Annotated in this window: 11 protein-coding genes; 9 read left to right on the top strand and 2 right to left on the bottom strand. The window is 66.6% G+C overall.

Features of this window, described 5'->3' with window-relative positions; all coding sequences use genetic code 11:
- Positions 1-6 precede the first annotated feature (6 nt).
- Together ACIP5Y_RS23325 and ACIP5Y_RS23320 are read left to right on the top strand one after the other, a co-directional pair.
- Positions 7-1,638, top strand: a complete 1,632-nt coding sequence (locus ACIP5Y_RS23325; protein ID WP_400352640.1) for a hypothetical protein — start codon at positions 7-9, stop codon at positions 1,636-1,638.
- 298 nt (positions 1,639-1,936) lie between these two features.
- Positions 1,937-2,416: an SRPBCC family protein gene (locus ACIP5Y_RS23320; protein WP_400352639.1), complete on the top strand. Its 480-nt coding sequence runs from the start codon at positions 1,937-1,939 to the stop codon at positions 2,414-2,416.
- A 22-nt stretch (positions 2,417-2,438) separates the two neighbouring features.
- On the opposite strand, the gene ACIP5Y_RS23315 is transcribed toward ACIP5Y_RS23320, so the two are convergent.
- The gene (locus ACIP5Y_RS23315) at positions 2,439-2,837 is read right to left on the bottom strand and encodes a hypothetical protein (protein ID WP_400352637.1); all 399 of its coding nucleotides are present in this window, start codon (positions 2,835-2,837) and stop codon (positions 2,439-2,441) included.
- A gap of 578 nt (positions 2,838-3,415) precedes the next feature.
- Here ACIP5Y_RS23315 and ACIP5Y_RS23310 point away from each other — a divergent pair.
- The 7 genes from ACIP5Y_RS23310 (at position 3,416) to ACIP5Y_RS23280 (ending at position 20,848) form a co-directional block, all read left to right on the top strand.
- A complete protein-coding gene (locus ACIP5Y_RS23310) occupies positions 3,416-6,745 on the top strand; it encodes an MnhB domain-containing protein (protein WP_400352635.1) in 3,330 nt (1,109 codons plus the stop codon).
- A 108-nt stretch (positions 6,746-6,853) separates the two neighbouring features.
- The gene (locus ACIP5Y_RS23305) at positions 6,854-8,065 is read left to right on the top strand and encodes a lipase family protein (protein WP_400352633.1); all 1,212 of its coding nucleotides are present in this window, start codon (positions 6,854-6,856) and stop codon (positions 8,063-8,065) included.
- A gap of 143 nt (positions 8,066-8,208) precedes the next feature.
- Complete coding sequence (locus ACIP5Y_RS23300) at positions 8,209-9,711, top strand: acyltransferase domain-containing protein (protein ID WP_400352631.1); 1,503 nt, start codon at positions 8,209-8,211, stop codon at positions 9,709-9,711.
- 9 nt (positions 9,712-9,720) lie between these two features.
- The gene (locus ACIP5Y_RS23295; protein ID WP_400352630.1) at positions 9,721-15,594 is read left to right on the top strand and encodes an SDR family oxidoreductase; all 5,874 of its coding nucleotides are present in this window, start codon (positions 9,721-9,723) and stop codon (positions 15,592-15,594) included.
- A gap of 1 nt (position 15,595) precedes the next feature.
- Entirely contained in the window at positions 15,596-16,975 is a 1,380-nt protein-coding gene (locus tag ACIP5Y_RS23290) for a cytochrome P450 (protein WP_400352628.1), read from the top strand.
- Positions 16,972-19,440 carry an SDR family NAD(P)-dependent oxidoreductase gene (locus tag ACIP5Y_RS23285; protein WP_400352626.1) on the top strand — a complete coding sequence of 823 codons (2,469 nt, stop codon included), beginning with the start codon at positions 16,972-16,974 and terminating at the stop codon, positions 19,438-19,440. The genes ACIP5Y_RS23290 and ACIP5Y_RS23285 overlap by 4 nt, the downstream gene beginning before the upstream one ends.
- A 7-nt stretch (positions 19,441-19,447) precedes the next feature.
- A complete protein-coding gene (locus ACIP5Y_RS23280; RefSeq protein WP_400352624.1) occupies positions 19,448-20,848 on the top strand; it encodes a flavin-containing monooxygenase in 1,401 nt (466 codons plus the stop codon).
- A 19-nt stretch (positions 20,849-20,867) separates the two neighbouring features.
- Here ACIP5Y_RS23280 and ACIP5Y_RS23275 read toward each other — a convergent pair whose 3' ends face one another.
- Complete coding sequence (locus ACIP5Y_RS23275) at positions 20,868-22,016, bottom strand: hypothetical protein (RefSeq protein ID WP_400352623.1); 1,149 nt, start codon at positions 22,014-22,016, stop codon at positions 20,868-20,870.
- Between the last annotated feature and the right edge of the window lies 1 nt (position 22,017).

Raw genomic sequence — 22,017 nt, 5'->3', positions numbered from 1 at the left:
TAACAAGTGCCCAGAGAAGTATTCGCGAACCGCCTCACCAGGCTGTACCTGGCGGCGGGTTCGCCACCCAGCAAATCCGTTGTCCGACGGGTCAACCTGCGATCCAAGCCGGGATCGAAAACCTTCAGCGGCCAGCGCCTGAGCGACTGGCGGCTGGGCCGGAGCGTCCCGGCGAAGTTCGATTCCGTACTGCCGGTGTTGTCCGTACTGATAGAGGAGGCCAAGGCACGAGCCGGCACCGGTCCCGTAGATGTCACTCTCTTCGATCTGAACGACTGGCACGCCGTGTGGTCCCGCGCACGCGACGCGGTGCCGGCCGCGCCGAACGCCGACCGGCCGCCGTATCGGGGCCGGGAGTCGTACCGGGCCGAGGACGCCGTCATCTTCGCCGGCCGTCGTCGGGTGCTGACCGACCTGGAACGTCTCATCTCGTCCGCGCGGCAGGAGCGTAAGCGGCGGCTGGTGCTGTTGCTCGGCTTCGCGGGTTCGGGTAAATCGTCGCTGTTGGCGGCCGGATTGCAGGGCGCGAAGGACGAAAGCCGTTCACAGTCGATCCGTTTGGACACCTTCTCCCCGTCCGAACTGCTGCGTGCGGTGGCCGAGCTCGGCGACGACGACGGCGAGCCCGTACTCCTGCTCATCGATCAGGCCGAGGATCTGTTCGATCGCTGCCCGGATGAGGTTGTGCGACAAAGGTTTCTCGATGAAATCGACCACATCACCCTCGACCCCGCGCGGCCGAATCTCACGGTCGTCATGGCATTTCGGGCCGAATATGCCGCGGAACTCCGCAGGCATCCATTGTTCGCCGAGACACTGGAGGAGCGATCGCTGACGCTGGGCCCATTGACGGAGGACGAGCTGCGTGAGGTGCTCGTGCGCCCGCTGGTGGAGCTCGGATGGCAGATCGAACCGGCCCTGGTCGAAGTGGTACTGCGTGACATCGAACTACTCGGGCTGCAGGAGGAGACCGCCATCCTGCGGTTTCTCGCCCCGGTGCTCGGTGCGGTCTGGGAACGGCGCGTCCGCCAGACGTCGACATTGGCGTCCTATCAATCGATCGGCGGCATCGAAGCCGAGATCGCGGCCAACGCGGAACGCGCCTGGGCGGAACTGACCGACTACGAGCGGTCCGTGGCGAAGTGGATTCTGGTGAGCCTCGTGGTTCCCGGCCCGCGGTCCGCGGTCCGGGATCGGGTTCCCCGCGAGGTCCTGCTGGACGAGGCGCTGAATCCGGGTACCGCGGACGTCCTCATCGATCGACTGGCGGCGGCCGGCGTACTGACGGCCGCCACGGACGGTGTGGAACTGCGGAACGGCGCGCTCCTGACGGGGTGGCCGCGCCTGAACGATTGGCTGCAGAACGAACAGGAATTCGCGCTCCTGCGGCGTCGCATCGAGGCGGACGCCAGGGCCTGGGCGGCCGGCGATCGTTCGAAGGGGCTGCTCTATCGAGGAGCCCGACTGCGAGAGGCGGCGGACATGCGCGCGCGTGGGATCGGCTGGAACCGAACAGCGAACGAGTTCGTGCGGGAGTCCGAAGTATGGCGGGTCCGCCGGCTGTGGCTGCGGTCGGTGGCCGCGCTGGTCGCGATTGCCGGCCTCCTCATCGTGATAACGCACTGGATCGCCGGATGATCGCCCGGCATCGGACCTTACGAGTACGCCGAGAATGAAAAAGGAAGTCGCATGCTGGAATACAAGGGCCCACGCCGATCGGACTCACCACTGGTGTTCCGATCGCAGAATCATCGTCCGGCGAAGAGGCGAGAGCGCTCCGTACCGGTGGTCGTGGTCGCCGGCCTCGCGATTGCGTACACCATTCTATGGTCCGCCTGCGCGGTAATGGCAGCTGTGTGGCTCTGGGGGTTGCTCGCCTAGTCCGGGGTGGCTGTCGCACCGAAACAACCGACCCATCGATCGTCAGAGGAGTCTGATGCAGATCGTCACGGTTCAGCGAATTATTGCCGCACCGCCCGAAGCGGTGTTCGATTGGTTGCTCGATGCTCCCAGTCATGGATTGGTTCCGAAATCACGGCCAGGTCGGCTGATCACACCGGGCATTCCGGGGCGCAATGGTGTCGGCGCCGTCCGTGAGGTTGTCCGGCGAGGGCTCCGCCGTCGGCAGCGCATCACCTATTATGATCGGCCCCGGGAATTCAGATACCATATGATCGAATCCGCCGGCAAGGTCCGCCACGACGGTGCGAGCGTCCGGGTCAGCGCGATTCCGGGCGGCACGGAAGTCATTTGGACCACCGTATTCGAAATCACTCGCGGTCCGGGTTCTTCGCTTCTGACCCGCGCCTCGGCGGCTTTGCTGAGCAAGGAATTCGATAGTGTGCTCCGCGCCGCCGAGGAAGACCTCATCCGGACCGGCGAATTGCTCTCCGGCACGACCGGCGGAACGGTATGACCGGTTGGATATCCAGGGGCCGCTATGGGCACGCGGCGGGGAACTCGCGCATCAAGGTGCAGATCACCAGGATGTCGATGGAAATCACCAGCAGTGCGAACAGTGGACAGAAGGATGCGAACACGAAGCTGTCCGCGGCACTGATCGCGGCCATACCGATACCGGCCAGGTAAGCCCACGGCTTCTTCGCGAGTATGCCCACGCCACTGATGATTACGAGTACTCCGATCAAGGCGAGGAACCAGCTCCAGCGTGTGATGTCGAGCGGGTGGACCGGGTTCTGTGCGATGAGAAGGCCACCATTGCCCGCGAGAGCGGCTGCGGCCGCGACCAACTGCAGGACCCCGGTCGACAGAATCAGCACGCCCGAGAACGTCGGCGAACGGGTGGGTGCCGGATCGGCCTGGAGGGTACTGCTCATAGGATCACTCCTTCAAAAGACGGAAGGATCCTTCATCAGGGTTCGATCTGCATTAGGTGTGTAATTTCCAATCTACCGACGGCGCGGTGGGCATGCCAGATCCGGTTCATCACTCATTTTTGTATGGAAATCTATCTCACATGGATTGTCGTAGGATTTCAGGGTGGGGTGGATAGAATGTCGCTGAAATACTCCGAGTTTCTGAAGTATTCCGCCGATGGCAAGCGTCTTCCCGTTACGAGAAGATAACGTTTCTCCGTTCCGGTAAGCCTGAGCAGTGTATTCAGCTGGGATCCGGAAGAATCGTCCGAATTTCGATTTGACGCCGATGCAAGTGGCCGCAAACGTTAGCGCGTATACGTAAACCAGCAATTCACTACCTCGAATTGTCAATCGTCCGAGCGGTAGTGGGTTACCTCATCGAAAGGCAAAGGCGAGACGTGCACCAAGAAAACGGCTACATACCGGGCCTGAAATCGCATGCCACCAAGGCATCCGGCCGGCACCGAAGAAGAAATGCCAGAAATCGGCGAGGGCTGTACGCGGCCGCCGCGTTCGCGTCGGTCGCGACTGCCTCGTTGGGCGCGGTCGGCACGGCCAATGCCGATACCGTGCCGATCACCGACGGTGGCGGGCTACTCGGTCAGTTGGGGACGGCGGTCGGGGCGAACCTCGACCCGGCGGCCCGCTCTCAGATGGAGTCGGCGCTGGCGGGAGTGTCGTCGCTGGCACAGGGGAGTCCCCTGGCAGCTCCCATCGACACGTTCGCCAAGGCCGCTCGAGGGCCGGTACCGGAGGCCGGGCCCGTCGATGTCGGGGCGCCGGTGCCGGCTGCTTCGCCGTTGATCCGCCCGGCGGTACAGGCGGTGGAGGGTGACAGCCCGGCGATAGCCACCAACGGCGGCACCGGTCGTGCCCCCGCGGCCGTGGAAGAGATCGCCGGCGCGGTCACCCAGATCGTGAGCTCGGGACTGAATTTGACGCAGATCGGTGCGTGGGCCGAACAGGTTCCGGCCGGACCGTTGCAGCAGCCGGTGCAGGATCTGCTCGCCTTCGTCCGCGACGCCACCGAAATGGCCGGGGCTCGGCGCACCGATCCCGGCGCGAACGCGATCGATACCCTCATCACTCAAGCGCGCGAAGTTTTCGATTTCCCGCGCGGCGGAGACGATCCCACCAAGGCGCTCCGTGAGTTGTTCGCACCGATCATCGGCGATGCGGCAGGCGCCGACTGGTCGCCGGTGCTCGCGCAGATCGCCCCGGCCTTGCGCGATGTCGCCTCCGGGGTGGACATCAAGACGGTCCTGACCGATCACCTGACGCCGCTGCTGCAATCCGGTCCGCTGGCCGATGCGGTGCGTCCGGTGATCATGCAGTTCGCTCCCGCCCTACAGGAGGTAGCGCCGACCCTGACCGCCGTCTCCGCGGGAGTACTGCCGGCAACTGCGCTGGTCGGGGCGTTCGAGCAGGTGTTGCGGTCCGGCACGCTGGCGGCTTCGCTGGCACCCTTCGCCGGGTTCCTGGCACCTCTGCTGAGCGCCGTGGCGGACCCCGGTTCGGCGTTCGCTCCGGTGCGGGACACCCTGCTGGAAGCGGTACGCGCGCTGTTGCCGGCGCAGCTGCACGACACTACGTTCATCCTGCCGGTGATCTTGCCGTTCCTGGCTGTGCCGGTGTTCCTGGCCGTGCTGGCCATGCCCATCGTGGGTGTCGTGGTGCTCGGTCTCGCGGCCGCGGCGCTGGTCGCGGTTGTCGCGGGAGTGGTCGTCGTCGGCGGTCTCGTGGCGGCGGCGCTCGTCGGCGTGCTGGTCGTGGGCGCGATCGTGCTGGCCCCGGTCCTGCTGGTCGTGGGCATCATCGCGCTGCCGGTACTACTTGTCGCTCTGGTCGCCTACCAGTTCGTGGCGCCGTTCATTCTGGCCGGTCTGCTGGCCGCGATCGTGGTGGTGGCCGTCGGCACGATCCTGGCCGGCGCCGCCGCGCTGATCATCGGCGTCGTGGTGACCGCGATCGCGTTCGTGATCGCGGGGCTCGCGGCGGTCGTCATCACCGCGCTGCTTCCCCCGCTGGCACTGGTCCTGGGGCCGCTGCTGTTCACCCTCGCGCTCGCGGTTGGCGTGCTGGGGCTGCTGGTGACGGCCGCCGTGGTGTTCGGGCTGCTGCTGCTCGGTGGTCTGGCGATCGCCGCGTTGGCCCTGGTCACCGGTTTGCTGTCGCTGCTGACGCCGTTCGGGCTGTTGGCCTTGCCGATCCTGGCGATCCTGCTGGTGCTGGCGGTGGGTCTCTTCGGCGCGGGCGCGGTCATCGCGCTCGGGGTCCTGGCGGTCGTATTCGTCGCCGGTTTGGTGGTTCTCGGGATCGCGGCCGGTATCACCGTTACCTGGCTGCTGCTACTGGCCCTGGTGGCGTTGGGAATCGGGTGGGTCGCTGGTGTCATCCTGGGCTTCCTCGTCGGCACCGCCGCGAAGCTGCTCGCCCTCGGTGGCGTCATCGCTGCCGCCGGCGCGGTGGTGTTCGGGACGATCGCGGCGGCATTGCTCGTCTTGGCGCTCCCGATCGTCGGCCCGTTCCTGGCGCCGCTGCTGTTCCTGGGTCTGGTCGCGCTGCCGGTCGCCCTGACGCTGGGCTTCGCTCTGGTGGGTCTCGCGGTGGGCATGCTGCTGACCGTGTTCTGCGTTGCCGCCGGGCTCGCGCTCCTCGCGGGCCTGACCGGTGCGGTGCTGGTGGGTTCGCTGATCCTGATGGTGCTCATGCCCTATGCCATCCCGATCATCCTGGTCGCGGATCTGCTGTTCGCCGGGATCATGGGTGCGCTCCTCACCCTCGTCACCGCGAGCGCCACGCTGCTCATCCTGATCGAAGGTGGCGCGTACACGCTGCTGGTGTTCGCTGCCGCGATCATCGGCGTCGCGCTGTTGTTCGTGAGCGGATTCCTGCTGGCAGTGGTGGCCTTCTTCGGATTCATCATCGCCGCCGCGTTGCTGATCATCTTCTGCCCGCCGCTGGCATTGCTGGCATCGCCCCTCATCTTCGGCGGGATGCTGCTCAGTCTGCTGGCAATGATCGGGACGACGATGGTGGTCGGCAGTGTGGTGGCAATAGGCGTGGCAATCGCCGCGCTCGTGTTCGGTGCCATCTGGGCCGTCTCGATTCTGGCGCTGGCTGCCACGTTCGTGCTGGTTTCGTCGTTGTTCCCGCCTTTCTGGCTGGTGACGATCCCGGTTGCGCTGGCGGCCATCGCGATCATCTTCGTGGCCACCGCGATCGCCGTGGCGGTCGCGCTGGCGCTGACCGCGGCGGTGTTCGTGCTCGGCAACGCTTTCGGTGTCGCCCTCGCGGTCGTTGCGGTCGTGGCCATGGCGGCGCTCGCGGTGATCGGAGTGGCCTTCGCGGCGATTCTGTCGGTGCCGTACCTGCTGTTCCTGCCGATCGCCGTGTTCGCGTTCCCGCTGGTTGCGATCGGGCTGCTGGTGCTGGCCTCGCCGTTCCTTGTCGTCGGGCTGGTGCTGGCCGGGGTGGCGACACTGATCATGGCCGCGTTTACGGTCGGCGTGCCGATCATCGCGGTGGTCGGAGCGGTGGGTCTGATCGTGGTCGGATGCGGTCTGTTCTTCGGAGCGATCGCGCTCGGTCTGCCCCTCACCTTCTCGTGGCCGCTGGTGCTGGTCTCGAAACAGGTTGACGCTCAGCCCGGTCGAACGGCCGGCGGGGTGCGTAACGGACGGCGCGAGGGCTCGGGTGATCTCACCACCGAGCAGGTCGTCGCCGGATTGCGGGACCTGCTGAGTCCCGAGCCGGCCACCGTGGCGGCGGCCCCGGCCGCGGCCGGTGTTCCGACGGTCGGAGCGGGTGTGACCGACGGTCCGGTACGCGATTCGAGCAATCGTCTCGTGTCGGTGTCGCTGTGATCTCTTGATCGCGGCGCCGGGTCCGGCCCGCACGATGGTGTGGGCCGGGCCCGGGTCTATCTTCGAAAATGCCTAGGAAGAAACATGATTCGCTGTACGCCCCGCCTGATGACCAGACTGTTCCATACTTTCCTGCTGGTCTCGGCGGTGATCGCGGGCAATTCCGCACCGGCGCCGGCGGCCATCGCCGAGCCGGTGCCGCCCGGCCTTCCCGCGGTGCCCGCGGCGGATCCGTTCTATGCGCAACCCGCGTCGTTCGACGGCTCGAGGATGGGCGAGATCGTCGCAAGCCGGGTCGTGGACGTGCGCGACATTCCCGCGCGGGCGCCGTTGACGTCCTGGCAGGTGAAGTACGTGAGTCAGGACAGCGGCGGGACGCCGTGGACGACGGTGGCGACGATCATCAGGCCGGCCGGCGGGGCGAGAACCTCAGAGCTGGTGGCATTCGACCCGTGGATCGACGCGCTGGACGCGCGGTGCAATCCGTCGTATCAGTTGCGTGCGGGCGCGGCTTACCTGGCGTCCACCGGGATGATCACGGAAATGACGAGTCTCGTCGCCTTGCTCGATCATGGCTACACGGTCGTCGTTCCCGATTATCTGGGACCAGAGAATCAATTCACGGCGTCCTATGTCGAGGGCCGCAATACGCTGGACGGTATCCGTGCCGCATTGAATTTCGCTCCGGCGGGATTGTCGCAGGTGACACCGGTGGGGATGTTCGGTTTCTCCGGTGGCGCCCGCGGTACGGAGTTCGCGGCGGAGTTGGCGCCGGACTACGCGCCGGAATTGAATCTGGTCGGGTCGGTTGCCATTGGATTGCCGGTAGATTTGTCGAACTCTGGTAGACGAATGAACAAAAGCATATTCACCGGAATCGACGTTATCTCGGCCTTCGCCCTGGATCGGGCCTACCCCGACTTGAATACTTCCGCCATGTTCAAGGATCCGGGTCTGGGCAGCAAGGTCGGCGGCATGTGCAACGTGGAGGCCGAGGCCGCGTTCGCCTTCGCGGACGGTGCGGACATGACCTTCGGCCGGCTCTGGCCGCTCGACGATCCGAAGGTGGCGGCGGTCGTCCAGACCCTCAGGGCCGGCCGGTTGGGGACGCCGCGTGCGCCTCTGTACCTCGCTGTCGGCGTCAATGACCAGGTCGCACTGCCCGATGACAACGACCGGTTGGCGGCGGACTACCGCGACCGCGGCGTCGATCTCACCTATGTGAAGCTCCCGGTTGTCGAGCATGTGACGTCGATCGTCGTGGCGGCGGCGCCGGCGATGGACTGGCTGGCCGAGCGTCTCGATCGCGCCGGGACGTGAACGGGGTCCTCGCGGACAATCGTGCCCGGCGACAGCATATTTACTGAAATTTGTCTCTATTCTCATGGTGAGGCTGGGCGTATATCCGTCTGGTTCAGCTGTGATTCTTCTGGAATGGTTCGAGTTTCTTGAGAGGTTTTTCGATGACGGTGAAAAGGAGCGCTGCACTTTTCCCCGGCCAAGGCGCGTACTTTCCGGGCGCCCTGGCGTCTGTGAAGAATGACACCGAGATCCGCGACATTCTTCGCGAAATCGACGAGGTGACGCAGCGGCTGTCGGGGGACACGGTGTCGGAGCTGTTACTCACGGCGGATGCTCCGTCCATCGACGAGCTGTTGGAGTCGAATCCGGACCTGCTGCAGATGGCGATCTACGGCACCTCGGTCTCCGCTCATCGCGTGCTGCGTGCGCGGGGGGTGCGCCCGGATGTCCTGGTGGGGCACAGCTTCGGCGAGATCGCCGCGCTGGTGTGTGCGGGCGGGTTCTCTGTCGGCTCGGGTGCGGAGATCGTCGGTCACCGTAATGCCGCTCTGCGTGCGGTCGGTGAGCTCGACGGATACCTGCTCGCGCTGAGTGCCGACGTGGTGGAGTCCCAGCAGATTCTGGAATTGGTCGGTGATCCGCAGACCGTGATCGCGGTGGAGAATCACGATCGGCAGACGGTCATCGCGGGTCCGCGCGCGTCGGTCGATACGGCGGCCGCGGTGGCGGCCGCACTTCGTCTCGGTGCGGTGCCGCTGAAGTCGCCGTATCCGTTCCATGGGCCGATGCTGCGGGACGCGGCATTCGACTTCGCTTGCCGGATGCGGCATTTGCCGCAGGGTCGGATGGACGTCGAGGTCTATTCGCCGATCCTGGGGCGCGCGTATCAGGACACCGACAAGTTGACGGCCGTGCTGGCCGGTCATCTGACGCGGCCGGTACGTTTCGCGACCGCGCTGCGCGCACTCGGTGACGCCGGAGTCGATTCCTTCGTGGAGTGCGGGTCTCTCGACACGTTGACCAAGATCACCAGCCGCGTGCTCGGCGCGGGCCCTTCCCTCGTGCCGCTGCTGCGGCCGGGAGCGTCTCTGGCGGAGTTCGACGCGGATTCGATTGTCGCCCAGTCGAGTATGCGCGACGCGGACGGGCTCGAGGCGGTCCGGAGGGGGCTGGCTCCGGGTCTGGCCCCGGCGGAGTTCGAGCGGCTGTGGAGGTCCTGTGTGGAGCAGATCGTGCGCTTCACGATCAGTGAGTACTCCGCGGCAGCGAATGCTCCCGCGCTCACCGGGCCGCCGAATCACGATCCCGTGGGCGGCGCCGAGCCCGGCACGGTCAGCCTTGCCGAAGCGTCGCGGCCGTTGCCCGAGCCTTTGCCCGAAGTCCCGCCGCCGGCCGAAGTCCCGCCGCCGTTGCCCGAAGCGCCCCCTCGGGACGTGGTCTTTCATGAGCTCGTGTCCCTCTATGCGGATGCCTTGGAGTACCCGCCGGAGGTCTTCGACGAGGACACCGATCTCGAGGCGGAATTGGGCGTCGATTCGGTGAAGCAAACCGAGCTGTTGCGGCGGGTCGGTGAGACGTTCCGGCTCGGCCCGCTGCCCTCGGATTTCAAACTCGGCGAGCACAATACGCTGGGACGTATCGCGGACATGATCGCCGCGGTATAGGCACCGGAGATGGCAGCGAAACTCGATGGAAAGATCGCGTTGGTCACCGGTGGCGCCCGGAGTGTGGGACGCGCGATAGCCCTGCGGCTGGCCGCCGACGGCGCGCTGGTCATCATCAACCACTTCCGCTCGCCCGTCGAGGCGCGGGCGACGAAGGCCGATATCGAGGCGGCGGGCGGCAGTGCCCACATCATCCGCGCCTCCGTGGCGAATACGGTGCAGCGGAATCGGATGTTCGACGAGATCGCCACGGAATTCGGCGCGCTCGACATCCTGGTCAACAGCGCGGCGGACGGTCGCCTGGCCCGCAACGCCGAGGTCGACGAGTCGATGATCGACCGGGCGATCGACACGAATCTCAAAGGCGGACTGGGATGTTCGCGCCGCGCCCTGCCGCTCATGAAACAGCGCGCGGGTGCGAGCATCGTGAACGTCTCCACGCTCGGCGGCGGTCAATTCGTGATGGCCGACTACCTGGCCTGTGGTCCGGCGAAGGCCGCGGTGGAGGCGATGACCCGCTATCTGGCCGTCGAATTCGCCGAATTCGGCATCCGGGTGAACACGGCCGCCGCCGGAATGCTGGAAAGCCCCGTGGCGGACCAGTTCCCCGATGCGGCGGCAATGCGCCGGGCGATCATCGCCGCGACGCCGCTGCATCGGCTCGGGACACCGGAGGAGCTGGCCGCCATCGTCTCCTTCCTGGTCTCGCCGGACGCCAGTTGGGTGACCGGGCAGGTTTTGGTGGCCGATGGTGGCCTGTCGACCGGCGCCGCACTGCTGTCGCCGCCGCGTGACCCGGCCGTGCCGCCGGCGCCGCCCGCCTCGACCGAGACCGTGCCGGAGGCGCCGGAAATCGATGTGGTGCCGCCGCTTCGGCGTGCGGTGGCGGACGGGGACGATGCGGATGCCATTGCCATCGTCGGCATGGGCATCACAGTCCCGGGGGCCAATGACTCGGACGAGTTCTGGCGTGAACTCCTTTCGGGCGGTGACCGTTTCATGCGGGTGCCGCCCGGGCGGTGGGAGAATCACAGCTTCTATTCGGCGGACAGGACGGCCGAAGACAAGTCCTATTCCGATCATTCGGCGTTCATCACCGAGTTCGTCCCGCATCCGGCGCTGGCCGCGGAGCTCACCGCGGCCGGAAAGAGAACGGACGAGGTCGAGTCGACCACACTGTGGTTGCGCAATTCGGTGTTGCAGGCGATGGATTCGGTGGTCCGGCGTCCGTCGGACAGGTTCGGCTTTCTGGTGGGATACACCGCCGACGGTAATCAGCACGCCGAAGAGGCGACGGTGGTCGCCGGTATTCTGCGGCGGGCGCGAAAAGCGTTGCAGGGGAGTGGCGTCGACGATATCGATGTCCGATTGGCGGCGATCGAGGCGCGCTTGCGCGTGCGCTATCCGCGCAGTGCCGTCGATCCGCATCGGGTGGTCCCGCATCAGGTAGGGGCGGGTGCGATGGCGGGTCTGCTGCCTGCCGACAGTGAGCTGTTGATGGTCGACACGGCGTGCTCCTCCTCGCTGTACGCCGTGGATCTCGGTATCAAGGGGTTGCTGGAGGGCCGGTACGACATCGCGGTCTGTGCGGGCGCGTTCGCGGTCGGCCCGCGCGGATCGGTGCTGTTCGCGAAACTCAACGGGTTGTCGCTGCGGGGTGAGGTGCGCAGCTTCGACAGGACCGGTGATGGTGTGCTGTTCTCCGACGGAGCGGCCACGGTGGTGCTCAAGACGGTGCGCCGTGCCCGGACCGACGGCGATCGTATCCTCGGCGTGGTCAAGTCTTTCGGTGCTTCCTCCGACGGCCGGGGCAAGGCGATCTACGCGCCGAATGCCGCCGGTCAGGAGTTGGCGATCCGGCGTGCGCAGGCCCGGCCAGGGATGTCGGGCGTGGTCCCGGACTGGGTGGTCGCGCATGCCACCGGTACTCCTGCCGGGGATCTCGCGGAGTTCACGACATTGCGGACCACCATGTCGAGTAACCATCCGGTGCGGGTGACTTCGAACAAGTCCGTGATCGGTCATACGGGGTGGGCGGCGGGGACCACTTCGCTGGTGCAGGTGCTGCTGGGGTTCGCGCACGGGCTGATTCCGCCGCAGCACCGATTCGACCAGGCCCCTGCGGAATTCATGATCGATGCGAGCAATGTGGAGATTCCGAAGACGGCGGTGCGCTGGCCCGCGGGCGGGAAGACGCCGCGGGTCGCGGCCGTATCCGGCTTCGGCTTCGGCGGCACCAACGCGCATCTGGTGATCGAGGAACCATCCGCGTCCGCCGGAAGTGCCAGGGAGGCAGTTCGTTCCGAGCCCGTTGTGCCCGCGCCTGGCCGGTTGGCGGTGGTGGCTGTCGCGTCGCACCTGCCCGGTGCGGTTTCTCTGGAGGAGTGGCTGACTACCGCGGAACCCGTGACCTCGTTCGGCGATCGGTACCCGCTGCCGACGATCGACGAGGTGAGGCTGCCGCCGGGGCTCATGCGGGCGATCGACCGATGTCAGTTGATGGTTCTGGCCTGTGCGCGTTCGATCCAAGCCGGGCTCGGCGAGTTCTGGACCGAGAATCGGTCCGAGATCGGTGTGATACTCGGTCATTTCGGCGAGACGAGGAACGCCCTGCTGTACGCGTCGCGCTGCTATCTCGACGATGCCGCCGCCGCGCTGCGCGCTGATCCGAGTCTCGCTGACGAACCGTGGTTGGACGGGGTGCTCGCCGATATCGCCGCGGATATTCGTGATTCGGTACCGCCGGCGACGGAGAACACTTTTCCCGGCATGATGCCCAATGTCATTCCCGCCCGGGTGGCCAACTACTTCGGGCTCAACGGGTTGAACATGACCGTCGACACCGGTTTCACCGCCGCCGCGAGCGCAATCGATGTGGCCGCACGCTATCTGCGCACCGGTGAGCTGCGGATGGTGTTGGCAGGCGGGATCAATGGCAACAGCACCGAGGAGCAGCGGGTGTTGCTCGGCGGTCTGCTGCCGCCTGGAGCCCGTATCGCGGAAGGTGCCTTCCTGCTGGCGTTGACGACGGAGGAGACGGCGCGGGAGGCCGGGCTCCCGGTGATCGGCTTCGTGGAGTCGGTGTCCGCCGATATCGCCGCCGATGTCGAATGCGGTGCGTGCGATGACGCGGAGCGGCCGAATTTCCTGGGTGGCGAGGGTGCGTTCGGGATCGTTTCGGCCCTGGACGCTGTCGCGTCGGGTGGTTCGATGGTGGTTCGGTGCCGTGGCGAGGAGGGCGCGCGGGATGCCGTGGTCCGGGTCAGTGGTCCGGATCCTGCCGGAAGGTCCGTGCTTGCCGGGGATTTCTCGGATCGGGAGACCTACCGGGATGACTGTGGCGCCGCGGTGGCGACCCGCGTCGACGGTCACGCGTGGGGTCTGGAACCGGAGCCGGGCGTCGCGGTTCGCCCGTCGATCGGATTTCTTCCGGATGCCCCGACGTTGCTGCTGGTCGAGGGACCGGAGGTGTTGCGCGGCATGGTCGTTCCGGAGTGGGTCACCGTGCTGTCGGTGCGGCCCGGGCCGGGCGTGGTCCAGGTGCCGGAGGCGACCCCGGAGGTGGTCGCGGATCTGCTGGCTCGATACGACTCCGCGGCGGAGGTCCGGCACGTGCGCTTGGTCGCGGATCTGTCGAGCGATGTTCATGCTGATCGGACGAATGCGCTGCGCGTGCTGCATGATCTTTTCTTCCTGACGCTGCAGCGATGTTCCGCCACGCTGGTCGAACCGGGTTCTTCCGTCGTGGCCCTGCTGGTTCGTGCGATGGATTCGACCACGCCGAAGCCGTATGTGGGCCTGTTCACCGGGGCGATCAAGGTTGCCGCGCTCGAATCACCGCACAGCACGATCTTCGCGCTGGTGACCGATGGTGATGTCGCCGGGGGCGGCGCGGCCGTCGCGGCCGAGTCGGTGCTCGATCGTCCGCTGCCGGTCGCCTACTACGCGGGCGGTGTCCGATACCGCTGTCGTCTGACCCGAGTCGATGACGAGCCGGGCGAAACTCCGCGGCTGGACCGGAATCCGGTGGTGGTCGCGGCCGGTGGTGGTCGCGGCATCACCGCGGAGCTACTGGTCGCCGTGGCACGGAATTACGGCGGCCGGTTCTATGTGCTCGGCAGCAGCGAGCTCGATGCGGTGCCTCGGCGCTATCTCGACCTCACCGATGCCGAGTTCGCCACGGCCAAGCGGGAGTACATGCGGCGTCGGCGGATCGAGGCGCCGGCGGCGACGCCGCGGGAGTTGAATGCCGAATTCGAGCGAATGGCGAACGCGCGCAGGACGATCCGGAATCTGCGGCGAATCGGGGATGCGGGTGCTACGGCCGTGGAGTATCTCGCGTGTGACGTCACGGACCGCGTGGCGGTCGAGCGTGCGATGGAGCGGGTGCACGCCGAGGCCGGCCGGATCGACCTGTTGCTCAATGCGGCGGGCCTGAATCGTTCGGCGCCGATCGTGGCGAAGGATTTCGCCGAGTTCCGCCGTGTTCGCGATCTGAAGGTGCTGGGCTACACCAATCTTGCTGCCGCGCTGGCGAAGCGTCCGCCGCGGGTGTGGTGCAACTTCGGTTCGCTGCTCGGTGTCACCGGTCAGATCGGTGAGGTGGATTATGCGTCGGCGAACGATTTTCTGGGGACGGCGGCGCTGGCCGGGGCCGGTGCGGGGCGGGACGAGTTCACGATCGGCTGGACGCTGTGGGGTGAGGTCGGTCTCGGTACGAACGCCTTGACGAAGGCCTACTTCGACAAGACCGGTCAGTACTCGAACATGTCGACCGCGGAGGGCGTGCACCATTTCGTCCGCCGGTTGCAGGCGACGCGGCGCAGTGCGTACCTGGCGCATCTCGGCCTCGCGGAGTACGGCGCTGTGGATGCCCTGCTGCCGGGTTTCCTCGGCCCCTCACCACGCTCGTTCTATCTCGACCGCCGGGTGGCGGGCGGGATGACGGAGGGGCGTGCGTGGGCGGTGCACGAGCGTGCGTTCGACCTGGAACGCGACAGTTACCTGGCCGATCACCGGGTCGGCGGGGTGCCTACCGTGCCGGGTGCGTTCGTCGCGGAAATCGCCTTGGAGGCGGCGTGTGCGCTGGTGCCGGGCAAGCGGGCATATGCCATGGAGGACTTGACGTTTCATCGCTTCCTCAAGGTGTATCCGGGGAATCGCCCGGCGCTCAAGCGGATTCGCGCCGCGGTGCTGGAGGAGCGGGCCGATCTCGGTCAGGTGCGGGTCGGTGTCGAGGTGACCGGTGATGTCGTCGCGCCGAGCGGGGTGTTGCTGGCGCGGGACATGGTGCATTTCAGCGTCACCGTTCTGATGGCGCCGGCCATGCCGGCGGCTCCGCGCTGGCGGCCGTGGTATCCGGCGGTGGAGCAATCGGTAGTGGATCCCTACCATCTGGACGGCTCCCCGGTGCGGCTGACCGGTGTCTTCGAGTCGACGTCCGATACGAGGCTGCATCCGCTGGGCAGGCGTTCGACCTATAGTCTGCGGCTCGCCCCGGGTGACCCGACCTTCTCGCGCTTCCGGGTTCCGGTCATCCTTCTCGACGGGCTGCTTCGGACCGGTGTGCTGTCCGCCGGTGACGACGAGGGTTTCGTGCCGATCGCCGCGCCGCTGCGGATCGATCGGCTGGACCTGTTCGAGCACACCAACGACGCGCTCGTCGCCGATTCCGGGCCGATCGATCTGTACGCGGTGGCGGGCGCTGCCGGGCACGGGGAGACCGGCTCGGCGAATCTGTTCGTCGCGGTCCGGCCGGACGGCCGGATCATCCTCGCGCTCAAGGGTCTCGACTCGATCGTGACCGGCCGGCTGCCGTTGGGCGCCGGTGTAACCATCCCGCTGGGCGCCGACCCGGCGGGTGCAGGAAAGAGGGCCGACTGACATGGCCGCCATCGATACCGGTACGTCGTACCGGCTGCCCCCGGGACCCCGGGGCGCACACCGTATTCCGCTGAACGTGCGGGCATTGCGCAGCAATGCGCCCGGCTTGTTCGAGGCGCTGCGCCGCACCTACGGCGATACCGTGCGGTTGCCGCTCGGCCTGTTGACGGCCACGCTGGTGTTTCATCCGGACGGCATCAAGCATGTGCTGCAGGACAACAACGCGAACTATGTCCGCGGCATCGGCTACGACCGGTTCAAGATCTTCATGGGCAACGGGCTGCTGACGACCGACGGCGATATCTGGCGGGAGCGGCGCCGGTTGATGAACCCGCTGTTCCATCGGCCCGCGATCGACGCGATGGTGGACACGATGGTCTCCTCCACCGCCGAGGTGCTGGATCGCTGGGATCGTCGCGGGGATGTCGGGTTCGCCGGTGATGTGCTGCCGGAAATGATGCGAATCACGATGGGCGCCTTGGGCCGGATCATGTTCGACACGAATCTCGACGACGATCGGCATCGTATCGGTGCGGCCATGGATACGGCCGTCAAGGCGATGGTTTTTCGCGGTACCGTGCCGGAATTACTGCCGCCGTGGTTGCCGTTCCCGTCGAATCGGCGCACCGCCCGCGCGCGGGACGCGATGTACGACGTGGTGGGCCGGATCATCGAGTCGCATCGTTTCGGCGCGCATGCCGGCCGTCCGGACCTGGTCAATCTCTTGCTCGCGGCGACCGATGCTGCGGCGGGTCCGGCGCTCACCGACGAGGATGTGCGCGACGAGTTGATGACGATCTTCATGGCCGGTCACGAGACGACCGGAACGGCCTTGGCGTGGGCGCTGTTCGAATTGGCGAGGGCGCCCGAGGTTCAGCAGCGGGTGTTCGAGGAGTCCCGGCGGGTGTTCGGCGGCCGCGATCCGGTGTCGACGGATGTGGCGGAACTCTCCTACACGCGGATGGTGGTCGACGAATCGCTGCGGTTGCATCCGCCGATCTGGGTGTACCCGCGCGCCGCGGTGGCCGTCGACGATATCGCGGGTCTGCATGTCCCGGCCGGGGACTGTGTGTTCCTGAGTCCTTTTGTGACGCAGCGCCATCCGGACTTCTGGGTGGCCCCTGATCGCTTCGATCCGGAGCGTTTCACCGAGACCGCCGCGAGGAACCGGCCGAAGTACACTTTCTTCCCCTTCGGCGGCGGCCGACGCAAATGCGTCGGCGAGTCGATGGCGCTGACTCAGATGACGCTGACGCTGGCGATGCTGGCGTCCCGCTTCACGATTCACTCACTTCCCGACAGCAGCGTGGAATTGACGACCGCGGTTTCCCTGCGCCCGGTCGGCGGTGTCACGCTGCGCATCACCCCGAGGAATTCATGACAGGCGCAGTGCGAGACAGTTCGACCGAGCCGGAGGAAGCGGCTGAATCGTCCGGCGGCCGTCATCGGGCCGATCGTTCGGTGCTGCCGGTGGGCCGGTTCGTCTGGCGGCCGCTGGAGGTCGCGCCCCTGCCCGAGGTCCCGAGTCCCCGGCTGCTCGGGCGCCGGGTCGCGGTGGTGGGCGGGAGCGGCGAATCGGCGGATCGGGTGATGGCGGCGTTGCGTGCGGCGGGTGCGGCGCCGTCGCGGTTGCTGCCGCCGCACGAGGGTGGTGACGCTGCCGCGTTCTATGAGGTCGCCGGTCCGATCGACGGCATCATCGACCTGAACTACGAACGGCCCATGAGTCTTTCGGATTCCGGCGGCTGGGAGGCGCACCTGCTGCAGACCATCGCCCTGCTGCAGCGGTGCTACGCGGACTGGCGTGCGGAAACGGGCTCCGAGCGGCTGTTCTACGTCGCGGTGACCAGGATGGACGGCAGGCACGGGTATTCGGGGGAGTGCGTCGCGCAACCGCTGGGCGGGCTGTGGGCGGGCTTGGCGAAGGGCCTGCCGCGCGAATTCGACAACGTGAATGTCCGCGTGCTCGATTTTCCGGCCGAGGGCGCGGTGATCGAAGCGCTCGACGCCGAGCGGGCCGCGGTGCTCTGCCGTGAGCTGTACCGCTGGGGTCGCTTCGAGATCGGATATCACGAGGGTCGCCGGTTCACGTTGGTGGCCGACCGGCAGGAGGTGCCCGGCCCCACCGTCGAGCTCGGGCCGGGCGATGTGATCGTGATGTCCGGCGGCGGTCGCGGGATCGGTTTCGCGCTGGCGCGCCGCCTGTGCGAGCGGCATCGTTGCCGCGTGATCATCAGCGGTAGAAGGCCGCTACCGGATCCCGGCGATCCGGTTATCCGATTGTCGGACAGCGGTTTCCGGGAGTATCGCGATCGCAGACTGATCGAGGCGGCCCGGCAGCGGACGCTGGCGCGGACGCGTGCGGAGCTGTCCAGTGAGGAGTGGAGCAGGCAGCTCGCGGCCCGGCTGGATTCCGCTCGGGCCGACGGGCTCGATATCGTCTACCGCCAATGTGACGTCACCGACCCGGAGCAGGTGCGCGCGCTGCTGGCCGCGGCCGGACCGGGCCTGGCCGGCGTGGTGCACAACGCGGGTGTCGACGCTCCGGTCCGGCTGCCCGCCAAATCGTCGGAAGTCGTCCGCCGTACCGTCGGCGTGAAGGTGACGGGCCTGGTGAATCTCCTTGCCGCACTGGCAGAACGGCCGGCGATTCGTTTCTTCAGCACGGCGGGCTCGCTCGCCGGTCGGTGGGGTGGGATGGTCGGGCAGCTCGAGTACGGCGCCGCCAACGACGCGCTGAGCAGGATCGGGTTGTGGGCGGCAGCCGAGCGCGAGCAGCCGGGTCGTGCGGTGCGGGTGCCGGTGGCCACGATGTGCTGGCCGACGTGGGAGCGGCTGGGCATCATCACCAATTACGAAGCGACCCTTGCTTATATGTCGGCGATGCGAGTCGAGGAGGGCTTGGGTCACTGGGAGAGTGAGATCCTGGCGGGCGGTGCGGGGGAGTTCACCTTTGCCGGTGAATTCGGCAAGGCGCTGCTGCCGTCGCTGTTGCGTGGATATCCGCCGGCGACGGGCTTGGCCGGGATCGAACGCCTCGCGGATCGCCTGCTCTTCCTGGGTATTCCGATTCGATACGCGAGCGGTTCGACGCTGGAGACCGAGATCGACTTCACCGCGGATCTCGCGCCCGCGTGCGGCGACTTCCGGGTGGACGGCAGTCCGGCGATTCCGCTGAGCGTGCTGCTCGAGTTTGTGCGGTCCCTGGGTGATTGGGTCCAGCCGGAGGGTGATGAGCAAGCACTGTCCGCTATCCGTGAGGTGTGGATCGACCTGGCCGCGGTCCATGTCCACGGTCTCGGCGCCCGGCTACGGGCGACCGCGGAAGGCCGGTGGGCGGAAGGCCGGTGGGCGGAGGACCGGATCTGGGAGGTCGGGGTACGCGTGCGGCGCGGCGCGGTCCCGGTGGCCGCGGCGACCCTTCGCTATGGCAAAGGATCCGAAACTACCGCACTGCCACCGGATTACGAGGACGAGGCGCTCCTGGACACGGATCGTTCGGTGCGCCGGTTGCAGTGGAACGGCCAGGTGTTCCGGCTCGGTCGCTGGTCGCCGGGCGAGCGGTCGGCCGAGGTGGAAGCCGATCGGGTGCGGGATCTGGTGCTGGGTGTGCCGGCGCCGCTGCCCGAGCTTCCGCTGAACCAGCTGGAGACGGTATTGCGGGCCGCGTACCTGCGCCAGGCGCCCGAATCGGTGCGGCATCTCACCATCGACTCGATCGATATCTCCGGCCCGCTGTCCGGTTCCGCGGGCCGGGTGGAGGCCGGGGACGGCACGGCGACCGTCTACACCCCGGCCGGAGAGCTACGCCTGACCGCTCATGGAATTCTGTACGGGAAAGGATGATTCGACTGTGGACACGCTGCTGGAGCCGGTTGCCGCCGGGGCCGCGATCGAGGATCGCGGCGATCGGTACTGCGTCATCGGGGCGGGCGCCGCGGGCCTGACCGCCGCGAAAAATCTGCTGGAGTACGGCATTCCGGTCGATGTGATCGAGCGCGCCTCCGAGGTCGGTGGCACCTGGAATCCGGACTGCCCGACCGGCGCCGCCTACCCGTCCATTCATCTGATCACCTCGAAACCGTTCATCCGCTACACCGATTTCCCGATTCCGGACGAGTATCCGACCTACCTCGGGCAGCGCCACATCATGTCCTACCTGCGCTCCTACGCCGAACATTTCGGCGTGCGCGAGCATATCGAGTTCGAGAGCTCGGTGGAGTCGGTGCATCGCGTCGATGGTGGACCGGAATGGATCATCCGGGTCCGCACGTCCGGTGGCGTCTCGGAGCGAAGGTACGGGGGAGTGGTGATCGCGAACGGCCACAATTGGTCGCCGCGGCAACCGGAGTTTCCGGGCGTCTTCGACGGATTGTCGATGCACTCCGCCCGATACAAGGGCCCCGAGGTGTTGCGGGGCAAGCGGGTTCTGGTGGTCGGCGCGGGCACGTCGGGGTGCGATATAGCGGTGGACAGCTGCCATGTCGCGGAGCGCACCGTGCTGAGCGTGCGGCGCGGCAATTACATCTGGCCGAAATACATGTTCGGGATCCCGACCGACGTCTACTACGAACTGGTGCTGAAGTTCCACCTGCCCAGGCCGCTGGTGCGGGCCTTCGGTAAACCGTTGCTGCGCTTGAACAGCGCGGGCAGCCCGGTCCGATACGGTCTGCCGCGGCCCGAGCACAAACTGCTGGAAGAGCATTTCGTGATGAACTCGACCTTGCTCTATCACCTCGGGCACGGCGAGATCGCGGTCGCGCCGGAGATCGCCGAATTATGCGGTGACCGGGTGCGTTTCGTGGACGGGTCGGAGCAGGAGATCGATGTCATCGTCTACGCGACGGGCTACCGCCAGGCCGAGTTCCCGTTCCTGGACCGCGAGTACCTGAACTGGTCCGACGGCCCGATCCCGGAATTGCATCTGCACGCCTTCCATCCGGAGTACGACAATCTCTTCGTCATCGGATACTTCCAAACCTCCACCGGCACTTGGCCGATCATGGATTACCAGTCGCAGATCATGGCGAGGTACCTGTATCTGATGAAGACCGATCCGCAGCGTGTCGCACGGTTCCGCGCCGCGAAGGCGAATCCCGTCTGCGGATCGAAGCTGAACGGCGGTATCGATTTCTATCGTTCCGAACGCCATTGGTTGCAGGTCGAGCATGTCTCGTATCGGAAGACGTTGCGCAAGCTGGCGAAGCAGCTGGCGGTCGAACCGCCGCGCTCGGCCCTGCGAGCGCGGCGGTAGCCCGGAAACGGTGTTCGACTCAGCCGGGGTAGACACCGGCGACGAAGGCGCCCGGCTCCGTATACGAACGGAGCGGTTGCCGTGTCGTGGTGTCGTATGCGGTGAGTGTGGCATCGAGGCCCGCCAGGTTCCACATGAACGGGTCCCATGCCTGCTGCTTGGCGTGGTACCACCCGGCCAGCGGGTTGAAGTACGGCAGTGGCACGCCATCGGAGATGGTCGACAGGTACGCGGTTCTGCCGTCCCCGGAGAAGCCCGCATAGACCGCTCCGCCAGGTGTTTTGAAGCGGTTCACCTCATCGCCGCTCTGGGCGTCGAGAATGATCACCTCGTCGGTGTTGTACATGCATACCCACAGCTGCTTGCCGTCCGGCGTCAGGGTCGCCGAAATGGGTTCGCCCCAGAAGTCCATGAAAACGGTCCTGCGTACCGTCCAGGTCGCGACGTCGATCATGGTCACACCGGCCCAGAAGTTCACCGCGTACAGGGTTTTCCCGTCGGCGGACAGCGCGCCCCAGCCGGGCGTGGATCCGTTGAGGAACAGCGGCGGCGCCTGGATCGCGCCGGTGTAGGCATCGTATTTCGTCAGGAGTCCGGTCGCCGCCATGACGTAGATCGATGAGCCGTCCGGGGATACCTCGATGTGAGCGGGGCCGGGCGGAAGCAAAATCGGCAGCGTACGTACGACTTCGAGGGTCTCGGTGTCGATCACCTGGGTCACCGACAGCGCGGTCGGCACGAAGAGATAGCGCGCGTCGCGCGACAGGATGATGGTGGCGTAGGGCGCGCCGAGCGTGGCGATTCGTTTGACGACCCGGCCGCTCGGCATGTCGATCACCGAGACATTCCAGGTGAGGGGATTGCCCGGGCCGAAGTTGCCGACGAACATGCGCGAGCCGTCGGGCAGGGCCTTGATGACCATGGGATGGTCACCGACATCCGGTACGGTCTGTTCGACCGCCATGGTGTCGGGATTGACCCGCAGCACCGACCCCACCCCGTAGTTCGGTATCCAGATCGGTCCCCCGGGGCCGGTGGAGGAGCCGGAGATCGATGGATTCGCCAGCGCCACACCGGAAGTCCCCAAGACCGCGGTAGTGCAGAGGACGAGGATGACAATGGTGCGCCGGACCAGGCCGGACCCCATTCGACGGAAGTGCTCGGACAAG

Origin of the sequence: Nocardia sp. NPDC088792 (genome assembly GCF_044750615.1) — a bacterium.
In the GTDB taxonomy this organism is placed as follows: Bacteria; Actinomycetota; Actinomycetes; order Mycobacteriales; family Mycobacteriaceae; genus Nocardia.
Note: the sequence above shows the minus strand (reverse complement) of the source record. Positions and strands in the feature narration are given on the sequence as shown.

Excerpts from the sequence above, each read along its gene's own strand:
- ACIP5Y_RS23295 (WP_400352630.1), top strand. The coding sequence starts at position 9,721 with ATGGCAGCGAAACTCGATGGAAAGATCGCGTTGGTCACCGGTGGCGCC.
- ACIP5Y_RS23305 (WP_400352633.1), top strand. The coding sequence starts at position 6,854 with ATGACCAGACTGTTCCATACTTTCCTGCTGGTCTCGGCGGTGATCGCG.
- ACIP5Y_RS23320 (WP_400352639.1), top strand. The coding sequence starts at position 1,937 with ATGCAGATCGTCACGGTTCAGCGAATTATTGCCGCACCGCCCGAAGCG.
- ACIP5Y_RS23300 (WP_400352631.1), top strand. The coding sequence starts at position 8,209 with ATGACGGTGAAAAGGAGCGCTGCACTTTTCCCCGGCCAAGGCGCGTAC.
- ACIP5Y_RS23285 (WP_400352626.1), top strand. The coding sequence starts at position 16,972 with ATGACAGGCGCAGTGCGAGACAGTTCGACCGAGCCGGAGGAAGCGGCT.
- ACIP5Y_RS23290 (WP_400352628.1), top strand. The coding sequence starts at position 15,596 with ATGGCCGCCATCGATACCGGTACGTCGTACCGGCTGCCCCCGGGACCC.
- ACIP5Y_RS23315 (WP_400352637.1), bottom strand. The coding sequence starts at position 2,837 with ATGAGCAGTACCCTCCAGGCCGATCCGGCACCCACCCGTTCGCCGACG.